Annotated in this window: 14 protein-coding genes and 1 tRNA gene; 8 read left to right on the top strand and 7 right to left on the bottom strand. The window is 58.7% G+C overall.

All coding sequences use genetic code 11. The features are described 5' to 3' along the window. Positions 1–93: 93 nt before the first annotated feature. Together ACFOTD_RS12040 and ACFOTD_RS12035 are read left to right on the top strand one after the other, a co-directional pair. Positions 94–489 carry a helix-turn-helix domain-containing protein gene (locus tag ACFOTD_RS12040; RefSeq protein WP_378118966.1) on the top strand — a complete coding sequence of 132 codons (396 nt, stop codon included), beginning with the start codon at positions 94–96 and terminating at the stop codon, positions 487–489. Between the two features lie 73 nt (positions 490–562). Continuing rightward, positions 563–1144 carry an ImmA/IrrE family metallo-endopeptidase gene (locus ACFOTD_RS12035; protein ID WP_378118964.1) on the top strand — a complete coding sequence of 194 codons (582 nt, stop codon included), beginning with the start codon at positions 563–565 and terminating at the stop codon, positions 1142–1144. A gap of 69 nt (positions 1145–1213) precedes the next feature. Here ACFOTD_RS12035 and ACFOTD_RS12030 read toward each other — a convergent pair whose 3' ends face one another. Beyond that, positions 1214–1756: a type 1 glutamine amidotransferase domain-containing protein gene (locus ACFOTD_RS12030; protein WP_378118962.1), complete on the bottom strand. Its 543-nt coding sequence runs from the start codon at positions 1754–1756 to the stop codon at positions 1214–1216. Between the two features lie 832 nt (positions 1757–2588). On the opposite strand from ACFOTD_RS12030, the gene ACFOTD_RS12025 reads away from it, so the two are divergent. Then, the gene (locus ACFOTD_RS12025; RefSeq protein WP_378118960.1) at positions 2589–2966 is read left to right on the top strand and encodes a c-type cytochrome; all 378 of its coding nucleotides are present in this window, start codon (positions 2589–2591) and stop codon (positions 2964–2966) included. A 170-nt stretch (positions 2967–3136) separates the two neighbouring features. Here the strand turns inward: ACFOTD_RS12025 and ACFOTD_RS12020 are convergent. Continuing rightward, positions 3137–3212, bottom strand: a tRNA-Thr gene (locus tag ACFOTD_RS12020). A 130-nt stretch (positions 3213–3342) separates the two neighbouring features. On the opposite strand from ACFOTD_RS12020, the gene ACFOTD_RS12015 reads away from it, so the two are divergent. The 4 genes from ACFOTD_RS12015 to ACFOTD_RS12000 all read left to right on the top strand — a co-directional run bounded on the left by ACFOTD_RS12015 (position 3343) and on the right by ACFOTD_RS12000 (position 7420). Continuing rightward, positions 3343–4002, top strand: coding sequence for a response regulator (locus tag ACFOTD_RS12015; RefSeq protein WP_378118956.1), 660 nt, complete (start codon positions 3343–3345; stop codon positions 4000–4002). A 49-nt stretch (positions 4003–4051) separates the two neighbouring features. Further along, positions 4052–5182 (top strand): AbrB family transcriptional regulator, encoded by a 1131-nt coding sequence (locus tag ACFOTD_RS12010; RefSeq protein ID WP_378118954.1) that lies wholly within the window; start codon positions 4052–4054, stop codon positions 5180–5182. 516 nt (positions 5183–5698) lie between these two features. Continuing rightward, complete coding sequence (locus ACFOTD_RS12005) at positions 5699–6709, top strand: SPL family radical SAM protein (protein WP_378118952.1); 1011 nt, start codon at positions 5699–5701, stop codon at positions 6707–6709. 102 nt (positions 6710–6811) lie between these two features. Continuing rightward, positions 6812–7420: a DUF3298 and DUF4163 domain-containing protein gene (locus tag ACFOTD_RS12000; RefSeq protein ID WP_378118950.1), complete on the top strand. Its 609-nt coding sequence runs from the start codon at positions 6812–6814 to the stop codon at positions 7418–7420. A gap of 135 nt (positions 7421–7555) precedes the next feature. Here ACFOTD_RS12000 and ACFOTD_RS11995 read toward each other — a convergent pair whose 3' ends face one another. After that, positions 7556–8584 (bottom strand): phosphodiester glycosidase family protein, encoded by a 1029-nt coding sequence (locus tag ACFOTD_RS11995; protein WP_378119146.1) that lies wholly within the window; start codon positions 8582–8584, stop codon positions 7556–7558. Between the two features lie 414 nt (positions 8585–8998). Here ACFOTD_RS11995 and ACFOTD_RS11990 point away from each other — a divergent pair, with 414 nt between their 5' ends. Beyond that, on the top strand, positions 8999–9886 hold the full coding sequence (locus ACFOTD_RS11990) for an aldose epimerase family protein (protein WP_378118948.1): 888 nt from the start codon (positions 8999–9001) through the stop codon (positions 9884–9886). 189 nt (positions 9887–10075) lie between these two features. Here the strand turns inward: ACFOTD_RS11990 and ACFOTD_RS11985 are convergent, their stop codons facing one another. The 4 genes from ACFOTD_RS11985 to ACFOTD_RS11970 all read right to left on the bottom strand — a co-directional run bounded on the left by ACFOTD_RS11985 (position 10076) and on the right by ACFOTD_RS11970 (position 15712). Then, positions 10076–10951 (bottom strand): TetR/AcrR family transcriptional regulator, encoded by an 876-nt coding sequence (locus tag ACFOTD_RS11985; protein ID WP_378118946.1) that lies wholly within the window; start codon positions 10949–10951, stop codon positions 10076–10078. 30 nt (positions 10952–10981) lie between these two features. Continuing rightward, on the bottom strand, positions 10982–14152 hold the full coding sequence (locus ACFOTD_RS11980) for an efflux RND transporter permease subunit (RefSeq protein ID WP_378118944.1): 3171 nt from the start codon (positions 14150–14152) through the stop codon (positions 10982–10984). A 400-nt stretch (positions 14153–14552) separates the two neighbouring features. Further along, complete coding sequence (locus tag ACFOTD_RS11975; protein ID WP_378118942.1) at positions 14553–15260, bottom strand: SDR family oxidoreductase; 708 nt, start codon at positions 15258–15260, stop codon at positions 14553–14555. Then, positions 15257–15712, bottom strand: coding sequence for a VOC family protein (locus ACFOTD_RS11970; protein ID WP_378118940.1), 456 nt, complete (start codon positions 15710–15712; stop codon positions 15257–15259). Before ACFOTD_RS11970 ends, ACFOTD_RS11975 begins: the two co-directional genes overlap by 4 nt. Positions 15713–15732: the final 20 nt, after the last annotated feature.

Below are 15732 nucleotides of genomic sequence, written 5' to 3'. Positions count from 1 at the left end.
TTCCCAATTCTACGATTCATAGGAAATAAATTTGCCAAAAAGGAAAATAAACAGTATACTATAAGGAAGTTCTTACCGGAAGGAAGATGGGTAATGACGTTGGGAAGCCGGCTCAGAGAACGGCGCGAGCGTCTCGGCAAGACGCAGTTGACCGCCGCCAAGGAATTGGGGATCAGCAATGTCCAGCTGTCGCGCTACGAATCCGACGATCGCAAGCCCGAGCCCGACATGCTGGGCCGATTCGCCGAATATTACAAGACAACAGCCGATTACCTCCTTGGACTTACGAGCGATGCGACGCTGGATGGACCGTCGGCCGCGGCCGCGGAGGCGGCGGCATTCGAGGAATTCATGCGCAACCCGGCTCACGGATTGTTCTTCAAAGATTACTTGGACGCGCCCGAGGCCCGGCAGGAGGAAATGCTGCGCTTCTGGACGTTTCTCAGGGAGCAGGAACGTCTTCGCAAAGCGGATCGCAATAACGATTAGTCAGGCAGCGCCATATTGGCGCTTTATTTTTCGCCGTTTTTCCGAACGTACATTCCCATTCCGAGGTGCATGAATGCTCCAATATTATCAGCCGACGCCGCTCGAGCAATGGATCGAGGCGCTATGGCTCAGGGCCGGAATCGTTAAGCCCGACCAGTTGACCATCGAGGAAGTGTCCGACCGGTTGGACGTATGGGTTCATTATATGAGCCAGTCCAGCAAAGCGCTTGAGTGGATGGGTATACGTTCCGTGCTTATCGACCTGCGCCTGACGGCCGAGCAGCAATGGGAGGATTATCTGCACGAGCTTTGCCACATTCTCCGGCACGCCGGCAATCAGACGGTGATGCCGCGGTCTTTTCTGGAACATCAGGAGGCTGAGGCCAAGCGGTTCGTTCTTTATGCTTCGATGCCCTTTTCGATGGTCAAGGATATGAAGCTCCCTCCTAGTCGCGGCGAGGCGGTGCAACTGCTGGCCGGCAAGTTCGGCGTTACCTGCGAGCTGGCGGACGTGCGGCTTGACCAGTTTCAGCGCCGGGCGTTCGAAGCGGTTTTATGGGAGGAGATCGGCAGAATGAATCGGGAATCGACCGTAGAAATGGAGGTTCGCGAGAAAAAACAACCGTTTGTTCGGGGTGACGAATCGCTTATGTAACGCAAAAAAGGATGCAACCGGCTATGCTGCCGAGCATCCTTCCTTCTCCCTATAAACATCGCGTCAAGCTCAGTAGGCCGATACGCCGATCTTTGCAATCGTCTCGCGGATAAAAGCCGGCTCGTCCTCAGGCTTGCGCGAAGTAATCAGGTTGCCGTCCACGACGACCTCCTGATTCACGAACACGCCGCCTGCGGCTTCGACCTCCTCTTGAATGGACGCGGTCGCAGTCAGCGTCTTGCCGCTGAGCACGCCGGCCTTCGCGAGCACCTGCGGACCGTGGCAGATCGCCGCGATCGGAATGCCGGCTCCGTCCGCTTCGGCGACGAACGCGATGACGGCCGGATCTTCCCGGAGCTTGGCAGGCGAGCCGCCCCCCGGAATGACGATGACTTCATAATCCCCGGCTTTCGCATCGCCTGCCGCCAGATGTGACGTATACGTCACCGTCCCCTTCTTTCCCTTCAGCTCCTTGCCCTTTTCCGTGCTGATAATGTCGATATCGTTGCCGTTCTCGACCAGCGCGTCGTATGGGTTTTGCATTTCCGAGTCCTCGTAGCCTTCCTCGAGCAAAAATGCGACTTTGCGAAGGCCTTGCTTGACGGTTGCCATATCGGATCACCTCTTCTTCGGCTCATTTATGTACGGAAGCAGACCGCGGCTTGCGTTGCCGCGATCTGCTCACTGACTTCTATAAGAATGGTCATCCTCGACAACAACAATTCGTACGTTCGCTTCGCGCGGGTGCCGGGAACATTTGAGACGGTTGCCCGATTGTAAAGCCCTGCCTCATTCGAACCGAGGATTGTTGCGGGCTGTGGCGGTGACCTAAGCAAGCGTCAACTCGAACCCTTGGCCGTGGTGCTGCGGAGCGCTAATTGATCTCCGCGATTCCGCGCTGCAGTTTCTGGTTCAACGGAATCACATCCTGTCCTTCGGCGATAGCAAGCATGCCATGCCATTCGTATCCGGAATCACTGCCCGTCAGCTTCAGCGTTCGCTCGCGTACCGGCCGTGATCGTCACGTACCTGGTTCCCGATATTCGGCTGCAGCCCGGCCCTTTGATCCCATGATGCCCTTGATTCAGCATTCGCGCGTCCCAACTCTTCGTAGTCGTGTTCACGATCCGGAGATCTTGCCCTCGCTTCTCCGCCGTGCATGTTGGCTTTGCGCCTCGTGCTGACGTCTGGATCTGCTCGTGCCATTTGAATCACTCCTTCAAGGGTGGAATGGCCTTGCCCTTATTATTACCCCCTCGGACAGGTACGAACCGGATTTAACCGTTTTCAATCATTAAACAATTTTAATGCCCCGATAACAAAAGCGGATCCCGTAAAAGATTATTATCGTTAATTAACGAAGTGGCTCCTTCGGGTCTAACTAACTTTTGCGGAAACGGGTAATCTTAATCAGAAGAAGACGATGACAAGGAGGAATTGGACGATGAAAAAATGGTTCATGCCCGGCCTGCTGACGGCTTGCTGCTTGTTCGCCATTCTATTGGTGTATTTCTCCCTCAGAGCGGACGAGCCGTCTGCCGGTTCCCACGAGGCCGCGCCCTCGTCGTCCGCCGGCGAAGCTCCGGCTACAGTCGACGCCGAGGCGGCTACAGCCATCTACAAGAGCAATTGCCTGGCCTGCCACGGCGATCAATTGCAGGGCGGCATGGGTCCGTCGCTGGCGAAGGTCGGGGCGGATATGTCCGATGCGGATATCCACAAGCAGATTCTGAACGGCGGCGGCGGCATGCCGGCCTTCAAGGGAACGCTGACCGACGAACAGATCGCCACGCTCACCGCCTGGCTGGCAAATAAAAAATAAACTTTTTCAGACAAGAAAAGTGACTCTCGGAGGGTCACTTTTTTTGCGCATTTGACTAAATGTATTGCCAGGTTCCGTAGATGATCGAAACCTATTTACAACTAAACGTAAAAAACAACAAAAAGGCGCGGTCCCGAGTCTCGGGAAACCGCGCCATTGTTGACGTCTTATGGTGCTGATGAAGGGATTCGAACCCCCGACCTACGCATTACGAATGCGTTGCTCTACCAGCTGAGCTACATCAGCGAACACTTTTACATAATACCGAGTTCAGCACCAATAGTCAAGCCCTTTTTCATTTTTTTTGATATTCCTTATGGGGGGGTTCGATAAGGGCGAAATGTGCCTTATAATGATGCTCAAAGGAGTGACGCGGGTGTATAGGATTCTGATTGCCGACGACCAGACGCTCATGCGGGACGGTCTGCAGACGATAATACAGCTCGAAGACGACATGGAGGTCGTCGGGACTGCCGAGAATGGCGAGGATGCATGCGCGCTAGCGGTTCGTCACAGGCCGGATCTGGTGCTGATGGACATCCGTATGCCCGTGATGAACGGCATTGAGGCGGTCAAAAAGCTGCGGCAGGATGCCCCGGACGTCAGGGTCCTCGTGCTGACCACGTTCGACGAGGATGACTACATCATCGAAGCGCTCGCGAACGGCGCCGTCGGATTTCTTCTTAAGGACATCCAGAGCGACAAGCTGCTCCAGGCAATCCGCGATGCGTCCCGCGGCGAGATGATGCTCCCCGCCGGTATTGCTGCCAAGCTGGCGGCGCGCCTCGCTTCCCCGCATGCCGGCAAGCCGTCGAATCTGCGCGCGCGCGGCCGGACGGACGGCCTCAAGTTCACGGACCGGGAGCTCAGCATCATCGCGCTGATGGTCGAGGGACGAACGAACCGCGAGATCGCCGGTCAGCTGTTCATGAGCGAAGGCACCGTTAAAAATTACGTCAGCACGATCTACGACAAGATCGGGACGAACGACCGTACGCAGGCGGTTATTTGGCTGAAGGAAATGGCGGGCGGTTGATCCCCTTGAGCGGGATGCGACTACCACGTTGGTCAAGAAAGGATAACGCATGAAACTCAACGTCTCACCTGTTGCCCCCGGCCGAACGGCGCGGGGGCTCATCGCGCTGATTACCGCACTGGCGGGCGGTACCCTAATGCACTTGTTAGACTGGCCACTACCTTGGCTTCTCGGGCCCATGATCGGCGTATTGATCGGATCCTCTATATGGAAAGGCAAGTATCACTGGCCGAGTCCCGTGCGCAACGCAGGCATGATCGCCGTCGGGTATACGATCGGCCTGTCGCTCACCGGCGCCGCGCTGCGGGAGATGGGCGCGCAGCTGCCTACGATGCTGCTGATGACGGCGATGCTGCTTCTATTATGCGCCACGCTCGCCGCTGTTGTCGCAAAATTAGGCAGTATTCCCTATCTCACCGCGCTGATGGGCAGCATACCGGGCGGACTCACGCAGGTGCTCATCTTGGCGGAGGAGACCAAAGGCGTGAACTTGACCGTCGTCACGATCATCCAAGTCGTGCGACTGATGTTGATCGTGATCTGCATCCCGCTGCTGATCTTCAGCCCGATCTTCGGCTTCCAAGCCGGCGAAGCCGCAGGCGCGGTTGCGGCCTCTGGCGTGCATACGGATTGGGCCGGACTATGGCCGGCGCTTCCGATTTACGCGGCAGTGTGCACGTTGTTTGCAATCCTGGGCAACAAAGTCCGTTTCCCGACCGCTTTCCTGCTCGCTCCCGCGCTCGGTGCGGCGCTGCTCCAGGCTGCCGGCCTGCACGGTCCTGCGCTGCCCGCTCCGATCATCGACGCGGCGCAGCTCGCGATCGGGACTTATGTCGGCCTGCTGCTAAAGCCCGCGCAGCTCGAACGCAAACTGCGGACGCTCTCGCTCGCGGTACTAAGCGGGGTCGGCTTGCTTGTCTGCGCGATCGGTTTGAGCTTCCTGCTGACCAAAATTCATGCGCTATCGCTGCCCACAGCCCTGCTCAGTCTCGCGCCAGGCGGCATGGACCAGATGGGCCTCGTCGCTCACGAGATCGGAGCGGACCTATCGACAGTGGCGGGGTACCAGCTTTTCCGCACCTTTTTTATCTTCTTCGCCGTTCCGCCGCTGCTCCGATGGATCATTCGTCTCGCCACACGTCGCGCCAAGGACGGCCCATCGGGACAGGAGGCGTCTTAAATGCTTGCTGCCGGAAGCACTTTGCGGGCTGGCGAGCTTCCTGGCCGCAAGTGCTTTTCCTCGAAAGCACTCTGCGTCGGGCCCCCCACTCCGATCACAAGTGCTTTCCATTGAAAGCACTCTGCGTCGGCCCCCCCCACTCCGATCACAAGTGCTTTCCATTGAAAGCACTCTGCGTCGGGATCCCCTACTCCGAATACAAGTACTTTCCCTCGAAAGCACTTTTTGTCGGGAACCCTCCCTCCGAACGCAAGTGCTTTCCCTCGAAAGCACTTTGCGTCGGGATCCCCCACTCCGAACACAAGTGCTTTCCCTCGAAAGCACTCTGCGTCAAGTCCCCAAACTCCGAACACAAGCGCTTTTTCTCGAAAGCACTCTCGGTCGGGATCCCCAACTAACCGTACTGACCAACCGATAACCATCCCTTCTTTACTCCTCTCCCGAATTCTGTTATCCTAAAACAAGAACTAATGTTCCCATTTCATTCAAAACACTTCTTCGGAGGAGGTCCCCAGGATGAATCCGACTCAATATTTGCCCATGCGGGCCAAGACAATCCTGAACGCGGTGACCGCCTCTTCGATGCCCTTCGATTGGTCGATCAACCCGTATCGCGGCTGCCAGCACGGGTGCAGCTTCTGCTACGCGCGAAGCACGCATGCCTATCTCGGAGAGGCGGCGGACGACGCGTTCCAGCATCGGATCTTCTACAAGGACGATGCGCCCACCATCTTGCTTGCCCAGCTGCAGCGCATGCGCGCGCGCGGCAAGCTGCCTTCGCACGTCGCGATCGGTACCGCGACGGATCCTTATCAGCAGCTCGAGGCCAAGACCAAGCTGACGCGCGGATGCCTGGAGACGCTCGCCGAGTTCGGCGTAGGCGTCAGCATTACTACCCGCTCGCCGCTCGTGCTGCGGGATCTGGATCTGCTGCGCGCGCTGCCAGGAGCCTCTGTGAACATCAGCCTCCATACCCTGGATGCCCGTATCTGGCGAACGTTCGAGCCGTCGACGCCGTCGCCCGCGCGGCGTCTCGAATGCGCGCGCACGCTGAACGAGGCCGGCATTCGCGTGCATGCCTTCGCCGCGCCGATCCTGCCGCTGCTTACCGACGGCGAATCCGACACCGAGGCGCTCGTCCAAGCGCTCGCTAACGCCGGCGTCCGCCATATGATGTCGTCGTTCCTGCGCCTGTCTACGCCGGAGGTCAAGAGCTGGTTTTTCTCGGTGCTGCGTACGGCCTACCCCGAGCTCGCCGAAGCCTACGGCAAGCTCTACTGGCACTCCGCGCGTCTACCTGACAGCTACAGGCGGCCGGTCTATGCCCGGATCGCGGCACAGATGAAGCGCCACGGCTTATCCGAGATCGGAGCCATGGAGGTGCCGAAGGGCGATGCCGCTTATGCCTTCGGTTCCTCTCCCGCCGCTCGTGCCGCCTCACCCACTCGTTCGGAAAAAGGAGACTCGCCGTTCCCGAACGTAGACAGCGCTTTGCCGTGCCAGCCGGTGCAGTTGGCGCTCTTCTGACTAAAAATGACCGCACCTCCGACATCAGTGCCCGGCACCCCCACTTCCCCCCGCGCATAAGCTGTGATGACAATCGCCTAGCGCAGGCAAAGGGGAATGAAAATGAACGTACAAACCTTGATGCTCCCGATCTCGATCGAGCGGACCGCGAAGCCCCAGCTTAAGCTCAGCACGCCCGTCATTACGGGCGGCACGGGCGAGGAAGCCCGCAAGACCATGAACGAGGCGATCAAGCGGGAAGAATCTTCTCTGATGTCCACCCAAGGCTATCCGTCTCCGGACGTGCAGGAGATGGATGGCACGTTCGAGATTAAGACGAACCAGCGCGGCGTCCTCAGCCTGTCGCTGCTTAACTATGTGTTCACGGGCGGCGCGCACGGCAATACGATCCAGAAGTCGCTGACCTTCGACGCGGACAAGGGCCGTTCTTACAAGCTTAAGGACCTGTTCAAGAAAGGCGCCGACTACGAAAAGAAGCTCAATACGCTCATCGAAGCCCAGATCAAGGCACGCAAGCTCCCGCTGCTGTCCTCCTATCCCGGCATCGCGCCGGATCAGGATTACTACATCGCGGACAAAGCGCTCGTCATTTACTTTCAGCTCTACGATCTGGTCCCTTACGCCTGGGGCTTTCCGTACTTCCCGATTTCCGTGTACGCCATCCAAGACATCATCGACGAGGACGGACCGCTCGGCGCCATGATGTATTGAGACCGATCGGCAGACATCCCGCCGTTAAAAAAGGAAGGCCGCCTTCGCCGCAGATGCGGTTAGGCAGCCTTCCTTTGTCCTTATTTCGGCGATATAGCCGCTCTGCACATCACGAGGCTCGTATGCGCCGATCCATTACCATTTGCTCGGATCGATATCCTGCGCCGTCAGGCCGGCCCAGACGTTCGGTACATCCACCGAAGCCGGATCGTTGAATACCAGAAAAGCCGTCGGCAAGTATCGCCCGCCTTCCCCCTTGGACGACGGCTTATTTACAAGCTCGCCTCCCTCTTTGACCAGCACGGTGGACGAGCCGCCGTCGAGATTCGCCGCGATGACCGCACCGTGCTCCAGCATGATCTGCTGGCAATCGTACAAGTCGGCGCCGATACTGTACCCAATCTGGCGTCCGTCGATGATGAGGAACATAATCTTGCCGTCCGCCCGCTGGCCCATAACCGACCGCGGCGCGATGCCCCAGCCGTTAGCGTGGTTTTTGATCAGCCCTTTGCCGTTAACGATGATCCGGGGCTCGAAGCTGACCGCCTCGGAGATGCCAAGATCCATCAGCTCCTTGATCGAATAATGCCCGGCGATCATCTTGCCGCTCTTGTCCAGGCCTACGATCTGCGTGCTGGCGTTCTTGCTGCCCAGGCCGTTGTAATAAATCTTGCCCTGCGTAATGACGAGGCCGATCGGCTGGAAGCCGTTGCCCTGCCAGTTCGGATCCGCGAAGCCGCCGGCGTTGACGCCCGCGATCGCGCCGGTCCGCTTGACCATGCTCGGCACTTTCTCGCCTTTGCCCGCCTTCGCCGGCACGACGAGCCGGATCTTGGTCGGATCCGACACGGTCAGCAGATAGCCATGGTAGCCTTTGCCGTCCACTTCTTCAATAGACGTGAGCGGCTCTGTCGCAGCCGACTCGTCCTCCTGGGCGTCGTCCGCGGGAAGCGCGATCTCATGGGTATCCTTTTCCTCGCCCATATCTTTAAACTGCTCGGCATAAGCGGCCACCCGCTCCTTGAGCCCTTCCTCGCCGATCAGGTACTTCGCGTATTCGCGGTGCTGCGTCGTGATTATGACGTCCGCCATCCGATAACGAACCGAAGTGCCCGAAGGCGTCACGAAAAACCAAATGGCAAACGACAACGCGAGAAAAACCATCGTCCAGAAAAAAGCTATGAAACGCCGCAAAGCTTTATTTTTCTTGCGGCGTTGGCCAGAGCCGGGCCGCGTTGACTTGTTGGCATAGACCTCCGCCCGGGAACGCCCTCCTGGCGAACCTCCCGGCGTCGATACGTGAGGATTAGGAATGATGACACGCTCCTGTCTGTTGGCGAATCTACCGAAATAGACGATTCATTCGCAAGAAGTGTTGCATTTCGCGACAAATTGGGTATGGAGTCCGACGTTCCGCCGGCGTCCGACAACATTGCCCAGGAAATGACAGTCTAAAATGTCGTTCAACCTTCGCATTTCCCGTCATATTCGGTTACCATAAGGCGGACGAACTTGTTATAATGGACCGAAAGCCGCCTTGCAGGACTGCTGCGGCACACGTGATCGGAGGCCTGCTCAATGAGCGACAACATTCAAACGAAAACCTACGGAATATCAAACCGCACCGATACATATGTCATCTACGAACTGACCGACAGCGCGACGGACTCCCTGGTGACTATCTGCCCGCAACGCGGGGGCATCGTCATCGGCTGCCGCCTGAACGGCGAAGAGCTGCTTTACCTCGACCGCGATACGTTTATCGACCCGGCCGCGAATATTCGGGGCGGGATTCCCGTGCTGTTCCCCATTTGCGGACAGCTCCAAGGCGGCGCCTACGAGTGGGAAGGACAAACCTATCGCATGCGCAATCACGGCGTCGCCCGCACTTCCGCCTGGGAAGTCGTGAACGCCTACGCGGACGAAGACGAAGCTGCGCTGACGCTCGAGCTTCATAGCAATGAAGAGACGCTCGCGTCTTACCCCTTCGAGTTCGAGCTTCACTTCACCTATCGTCTGAAGGCGGGCAAACTCTATATCGAGCAGTCCTACAACAATCTGTCGGATCGCGACATGCCGGTCCATGCCGGGTTCCATCCTTATTTTATATCGGCCGACAAGCAGCTCGCGTACACCTCCGATGCGACCAAGACGCTCGATTACAATGACGGCCAAGTCAAGCCGTTCGAAGGCACGGTCGACCTCGCCGGCCTTGTCGAATCGATCGCGCTCCTTGACCCGAAGACGCCGGAAATCGCCTTTCCGTCGCCATCCGGCCGCAAAATCAAGCTGAGCTACAGCGATGTTTTCGGCGTCGTGGTGCTCTGGTCCGTCGAAGGCAAGCCTTTCGTCTGCGTCGAGCCTTGGACCGCGACCAACGAAGCGCTGAACCGCAAAGAGGGTCTCATTCTCGTGCCGCCCGGCGACAGTTTGGACGCCGACTTCACGATCGAGACCGAAGCCTGATCGCAGATTTACAAGCCTGATCACAGACTTGCGAACTTGGTCTAAGACTTGCAGACTGATCCCAGACTTGCGAGCCTGATTCCAGACTTGCGAGCCTGATCCAAAAATTGCGAGCCTGCGCCCGCACTGCAAAGCGGCCTGCCGCGCCTGATCATCCTGGGGATGGCAAGGGCGGCAGGCCGCTTTTTTTTACGGTTCGAGCTTGAGCATGGCGCCCGCCGCTTCAAGACGGGAGCGCCATGCCGGCAGGCACAGTGTCTTCAGATAAGCGTACAAACTGCGCGCGATGATCCGGTCCGGGATCGGCTGACCGATCTCCTCGATCAGCCTGCCGGCCGCCTCGATCAGATCGGATCGACGCTCGGCCTCGAGCTCTTCCGACCCGCTTTGTTCAACGTCCCTTATGAACTCGCGCAGCGCTGCGACGTACTCGCCGACCAGTCCGCGCTTCGTCCCCTCGTCGTCCATAAGCGGCGCTGCGCCGCGTCCGGCAAATCCGGCCATCACGTCGTCGAGCCGTTCAAGCAAATAGTCGCCGAGCCGATCGCCTTTGATATTCCGCTTTTCCAGCAGGCAGGAGTGCATGATCTCGTTCAGCATGCCGCTGAGCAGATGCGCGCCGTCCCGGCCGTATGCGGCGGCAGTCTCGCCATAGATCGCAACGATGTACTGACGCTTCCACAACAGCAGCCGATCGCGCAGCTCGTGCAGGAGCTTGGATTTCTGCTCCTGCCCGATATTGACCTGCGGCTCTTGCATCAGCATCATGAGAAACTCCCAGTTGTTCTGAAAATACTCGAAATGCCGTATGAGCTGCCGCCTGAACTGCTCGCGCGGGCCGAGCTGCCGTTCGTCCGGCAGCACGGCGAGCTCGGTCATCATCCGCTCGACGAAGTGCCAGATGACGGCCAGCAGCAGCTCTTCCTTGCCCTTGAAGTAAAAGTAAATCGAACCCTTCGCCATCCCGAGCTCGTCGACGATCTCTTGAATGGACGTCGCGTGGAATCCCTTCCGCGCGAAGCAGCGCATGGCCGCTTCTATAATCTGAAGCTTGCGGGCACTCATGTCTGATCCTCCCTTGCGGAAGAAGCTTGCTTAGAAGCTGCTGGCCTTGGACTTGCGGCTCAGCTTCGCGCGCAGCTTCATCAGCGTCTCGTAGGCAATCGGCACGATCAGGAGCGTGAGCAGCGTGGAGCTGACCAGACCGCCGATGACGGTGACGCCGAGTCCCTTGGAGATGATGCCAGCGCTCTCGAAGCCGAACGCCAGCGGCAGCAGCGCGCCGATCGTAGCGAGCGCGGTCATGAGGATCGGACGCAGACGCGTGCCCGCCGCTTCCAGAAGGGCGTCCCGCGTGGAGAGGCCTTCGTTTTCCTTGTGAATGACCCGGTCGATCAAGACGATCGCGTTCGTGACGACGATGCCGATCAGCATGAGCGCGCCCATCAGCGCGGATACGCTGAGCGTCTCCCCGGTCAGCCAGAGGGCGACCAGACCGCCGATGATCGCGAACGGCAGCGAGAACATGATCGCGAACGGTGCCAGACCGCCGCCGAAAGTCAGGACGAGTACCAGATAAACGATCGCGATCGCCGCGGCCATAGCCAGGCCGAGCTGCGTAAACGTCTCGTTGATTTGCTCCGTGACGCCGCCGTAACTGACCTCTACGCCTTCAGGCAGCTTCAGCTCGTCTACTTTGTCTTGCAGGTCGGACGAGACCTTGGCGACGTTGGACGCCGTAATCTCGGCGCTGACCGTTGCGACCAGGCGCCCGTTTTCCCGGGCGATCGAGTTCGGCGCAGTGCCTTCCTTGACGTCCACCACATCCTTGATCGGCACCTGGATGCCGAGCGGAGACTGCAGCTTGACGTTGCCGATATCCTCGATGCCGCCGTAGGTCGCCGTTTCCCTTTCCACGAAGACGTCGTACTTCTTGCCGTCCTCCTGGATCCGGGCCAGCGCCTGGGATTGCTGCTGCGGCATAAGCGCCATCGCGACTTGGCCAGCCGTCAGGCCGTATTGGCTCAGCTTCTGCTGATTCGCCGCGAGCGTGTACTGCTCGTACGTCTTCGACAAGCTCGTATCGACTTTTTTGAAGTTGCTGTCCTGCTTCATGAGATCGGCCACCTGGTTAGCGGCCGTGCCGACGGCCGTCAGGTCGTCGCCGTAGATGCTCATGCTGAACGTGCTGCCGCCGACGCCGCCGGAGAAGTCCATCTCGGACCAGGTTCCTTCCGGCACGAGGGTCTGCAGATCGGTTATCATCTTTTCCTTTTTGTCCGCAAAGTGCTTCGTTTCGTTCTTGAATTGCAGGTAGAACAGGCCGCCCTTGGAAGGGCCCGGCGACAGCGGATTGCTGCCTCCGATCGAGTACTGCATATTCGTAATGTCCGAATCCTTGAGCAGCGCCTCTTCGACCTTGAGCGCGCGCGCCTCGACGTCGGACAGCAGTGCGCCCGGTTCCGGAGAGTAAGTGATCATCGTGTACTTCTCTTCCTCCGCAGGCAGGAAGCTCGCGCCGATGACCGGGATCAGGAACAAGCTCGCAACGAGGATAACGACAGAGATAACGACCGTGATCACCTTGTGGCGCAGCGCGGCCGACAGAATCCGGCGGTAGCCCAGCGCCATTTTGCCCGGCTTGTCTTCATGATCATGCCCCTTGCCCGGCTTCACGCCGTTCTTGAACAAGGTATGCGCCAGCATCGGCACGACCGTGATCGCCACGAGGAGCGAAGCGAGCAGAGCGAATACGATCGTAAGCGCGAAAGGAAGGAACAGTTGTCCGACCATCCCGCTGACCGTGCCGAGCGGCAGGAATACCGCGATCGTAACGATCGTGGACGACATAATCGGCATGAACATCTCGCGCGTCGCCTCCAGCACGAGCTCCTTGCCTCTCAGTTTCTCGCCCGTAAGCGACATCCGCCGGTAAATATTCTCGATGACGACAATGGAGTCGTCCACGACCCGTCCGATCGCGACGGTCATCGCGCCCAGCGTCATGATGTTAAGCGTGATGTCGAACTGCTTGAGCAGCAGCACGCCGATGATGAGAGACAGCGGGATCGACAAAATGGAAATCAGCGTCGTGCGGATATTGCGCAGGAACAGCAGGATGATGATGACCGCGAACAGCGCGCCGAACAGCGCCTTGCTCAGCATCGTCTCGACCGACTTTTCGATCGGCTTGCCTTGGTCGAGCAGCGTCGTCAGCGACAACTCAGGATGGTCGGCCTTTATTTGCTCGGCCTTATCCTTGACGGCGTTAACGACATCCACCGTGTTGGCGTCGTTCGACTTGACGATCTGGATGCCGATCGAGTCCTTGCCGTTGGTGCGGGATATGGACTCGGATTGGGACACGAGCTCCACGTTGGCAAGCTCGCTCAGCTTGACGGTCGGAATGCCCGTCGCTGCGCCGCCGGCCGCGTTGCCGGTGCCAGCTGCACCGTTCGCACCCGTGCCGCCCGCAGCTCCGCCGCCTTGACCGGCTTGTCCTGCGCCCGTTGCGCCTGCCGAAGCGGGCACCGCAGGAATCGCAAGGTTTTTCAGATCGTCCAGCGTCACGACGCCGCCGTCCACCAGGATCGACTTTTCCGATTTGCCCATCGTAAAGATGCCGAGCGGCACTTCGACGGCATTCGCCTGGATCATTTGCTCGACCGAGGCTTCGGTCATGCCGTACTGCGCGAGCTTGGCTTGGTCGAAGGCCAGCTTGACCTCTTTGACCGATTGACCCGAGATCTGGACGGACGCTACGCCCGAGATGTCCTCAAGAGCGGGCTGCACCACATCGCTAACGATCTTGGTCAGGTCTTCCAGACTGCCCTCGCCCGATGCGCTTAGCGACATGATCGGGAACGTATTGATCGAGAACTTGGAAATCGTCGGCGTCTGCGCGCCTTCCGGCAGCTTCGTCGCCGCGATCGCTTCGCGGACATCGCTCATCGCTCTGTCCATATTTTGGCCGAAGTCGAATTCCAGCGTAATGTTGGATACGTTCGACATCGACGTGGACGTCACGTTTTTAACGTTTTCGACGTTTTGCAGTCGCTGCTCCAGCGGCTCCGTAACTTGCTCGATGACACCCTGCGGGGCAGCGCCCGGCATGACCGTCGTGACGCTCAAATACGGAAACGACAGGTTGGGCAGGCTCTCCTGCTTCATGTTCAGGCCCGAATACAAACCGGCCACGAGGACGATAATGGTAATCATCCAGACGGCGAATTTGTTTTTTAAAGAAAACCCGATGATGCTCCTCATGCACTCCGCTCCTTTGATCTCTTTAACTGTAAACCGCAGCCTGCAGTCATTTTTGCAGCGCCACAGCCGCACGCTTCTTTTGCCATCCTATCGAACGGTCGTTCAAATGTCAAACCAGGCGTCTTATCAACATTATCTTTTAACTCGCACCTCGGAAATCAGGATAAACTCCCTACACATTCGAACACTCGTTCAACTCATGCCGGAGGCTCCCTTCTCTTCTGGCTCATCCGTCCGCGACGCGTCTTTTTTCTATACGCCGCCCTTGCCCAAGCCGTTTCAGAATATCGGTTATGGATCGGCCGGGTGGACTCTCTCTCCTGCTGCATACCAAAAAAACGCGCCTCTCCGGCAGCCAATCACCGAAAAAGCGCGTCGTTCCTGCAGCGTTATAAGATTGTCAGATCGGCATCGCCTTGCCCGTATAATCGACGAACCAGGTCTCGGCCGGCACTACGGTCGTGCCCTCGATCAGATCGATAATGCCGAGCGCGCTCTCCGACGGGGACAGCGGCGCCGATTGTCCGCCCATGTCCGTGCGTATCCAGCCGGGATGCACGGCGAGCGCCCGGATCCCTCTTGGCTTCAGCTCTTCGTTGAGCTGCTTCGTGAACATCGACAGCGCCATTTTGGACAACGCGTACGGATAATCTCCGCCGTACGCGCCCGCGAAGCTGCCCGCGTCCGAAGCGACGTGCACGACGATCTCCGCGCCCGACATGCTCTCCCGCATGAGCGGCGTCAAATGCTTGGCTACGATCAAGGGTCCGTAGAGATTCACCTCGAACGTGCGCTTCAGATCGTCCAGCTCGAGCGAGGCGATCCCGCCGCTGCGGCCCAGCAGAACACCTGCATTGTTCACTAGCGCGTCCAGGACGAAGCCTTCGTCCCGCAGCTTCGCGGCGAGCGTCTGCGCCTGCGATTCGTCCGCTACGTCGAGCGCCTCGATGCGCACCAGCCCCGGATAGCGTTCGGCGAGCTGCGCAAGACCGTCGGCGGGGCGGCCTGCGTCCCGCACGCAAGCGACCACCACGTGGCCCCGGGCGGCCGCGATCTTGGCCAGCTCGTATCCGAGGCCTCTTGCAGCGCCGGTTATCAACAGGTTCATCGGTCGTTCTCCAGCAACTCGACCAACAGCTTCAGCTCGGACGACGTATCCATATAGGCATAACGCCCGCCGGTATATTCGCCCTTCTGCAGCAGCTTGTGGCCATGGCGGCCGAGCAGTTCGATTTTTTCTTGCATCCCTTCAATAACGAAAGCGATATGGTGAAAGCCTTCGCCGTCCCGATCGAGCGACTCGCGCCAGGTGCTCGGGCGTTCGTCCGGTTCGATCAGCTCGAGCTGCAGGGAGCCCATGTCGAAAAACGCCAGCTTCGCCCGCGCCTGCGAAGGCTGTCCGCCGTACTCGGTGCGCGCGATCTCCGGCGCGTCCGTCCAAAACCAGGACGGCTTGTCGATACCGAAAAAATCGGCGTAGGCTTGGGAGGTTTTCTCGATATCGCGGACGACCAGTCCGATTTGCGTGATCGTTTTGTTGCCCAGCAAGTTCTTCTCCACATTTAACCTCTCCTCTGTCG

The organism is Cohnella sp. GCM10012308, assembly GCF_042649185.1.
Taxonomy (GTDB): Bacteria; Bacillota; Bacilli; order Paenibacillales; family Paenibacillaceae; genus Cohnella.
The sequence above is the reverse complement of the archived record's forward strand: the minus strand, read 5'-3'. Positions and strand labels throughout refer to the sequence as shown.

Coding starts and splice junctions, on each gene's coding strand:
- ACFOTD_RS12025 (WP_378118960.1), top strand. CDS start 2,589: ATGAAAAAATGGTTCATGCCCGGCCTGCTGACGGCTTGCTGCTTGTTC.
- ACFOTD_RS12000 (WP_378118950.1), top strand. CDS start 6,812: ATGAACGTACAAACCTTGATGCTCCCGATCTCGATCGAGCGGACCGCG.
- ACFOTD_RS12005 (WP_378118952.1), top strand. CDS start 5,699: ATGAATCCGACTCAATATTTGCCCATGCGGGCCAAGACAATCCTGAAC.
- ACFOTD_RS12040 (WP_378118966.1), top strand. CDS start 94: ATGACGTTGGGAAGCCGGCTCAGAGAACGGCGCGAGCGTCTCGGCAAG.
- ACFOTD_RS11990 (WP_378118948.1), top strand. CDS start 8,999: ATGAGCGACAACATTCAAACGAAAACCTACGGAATATCAAACCGCACC.
- ACFOTD_RS12010 (WP_378118954.1), top strand. CDS start 4,052: ATGAAACTCAACGTCTCACCTGTTGCCCCCGGCCGAACGGCGCGGGGG.
- ACFOTD_RS11995 (WP_378119146.1), bottom strand. CDS start 8,584: ATGGTTTTTCTCGCGTTGTCGTTTGCCATTTGGTTTTTCGTGACGCCT.
- ACFOTD_RS11975 (WP_378118942.1), bottom strand. CDS start 15,260: ATGAACCTGTTGATAACCGGCGCTGCAAGAGGCCTCGGATACGAGCTG.
- ACFOTD_RS12030 (WP_378118962.1), bottom strand. CDS start 1,756: ATGGCAACCGTCAAGCAAGGCCTTCGCAAAGTCGCATTTTTGCTCGAG.
- ACFOTD_RS11985 (WP_378118946.1), bottom strand. CDS start 10,951: ATGAGTGCCCGCAAGCTTCAGATTATAGAAGCGGCCATGCGCTGCTTC.
- ACFOTD_RS12035 (WP_378118964.1), top strand. CDS start 563: ATGCTCCAATATTATCAGCCGACGCCGCTCGAGCAATGGATCGAGGCG.
- ACFOTD_RS11980 (WP_378118944.1), bottom strand. CDS start 14,152: ATGAGGAGCATCATCGGGTTTTCTTTAAAAAACAAATTCGCCGTCTGG.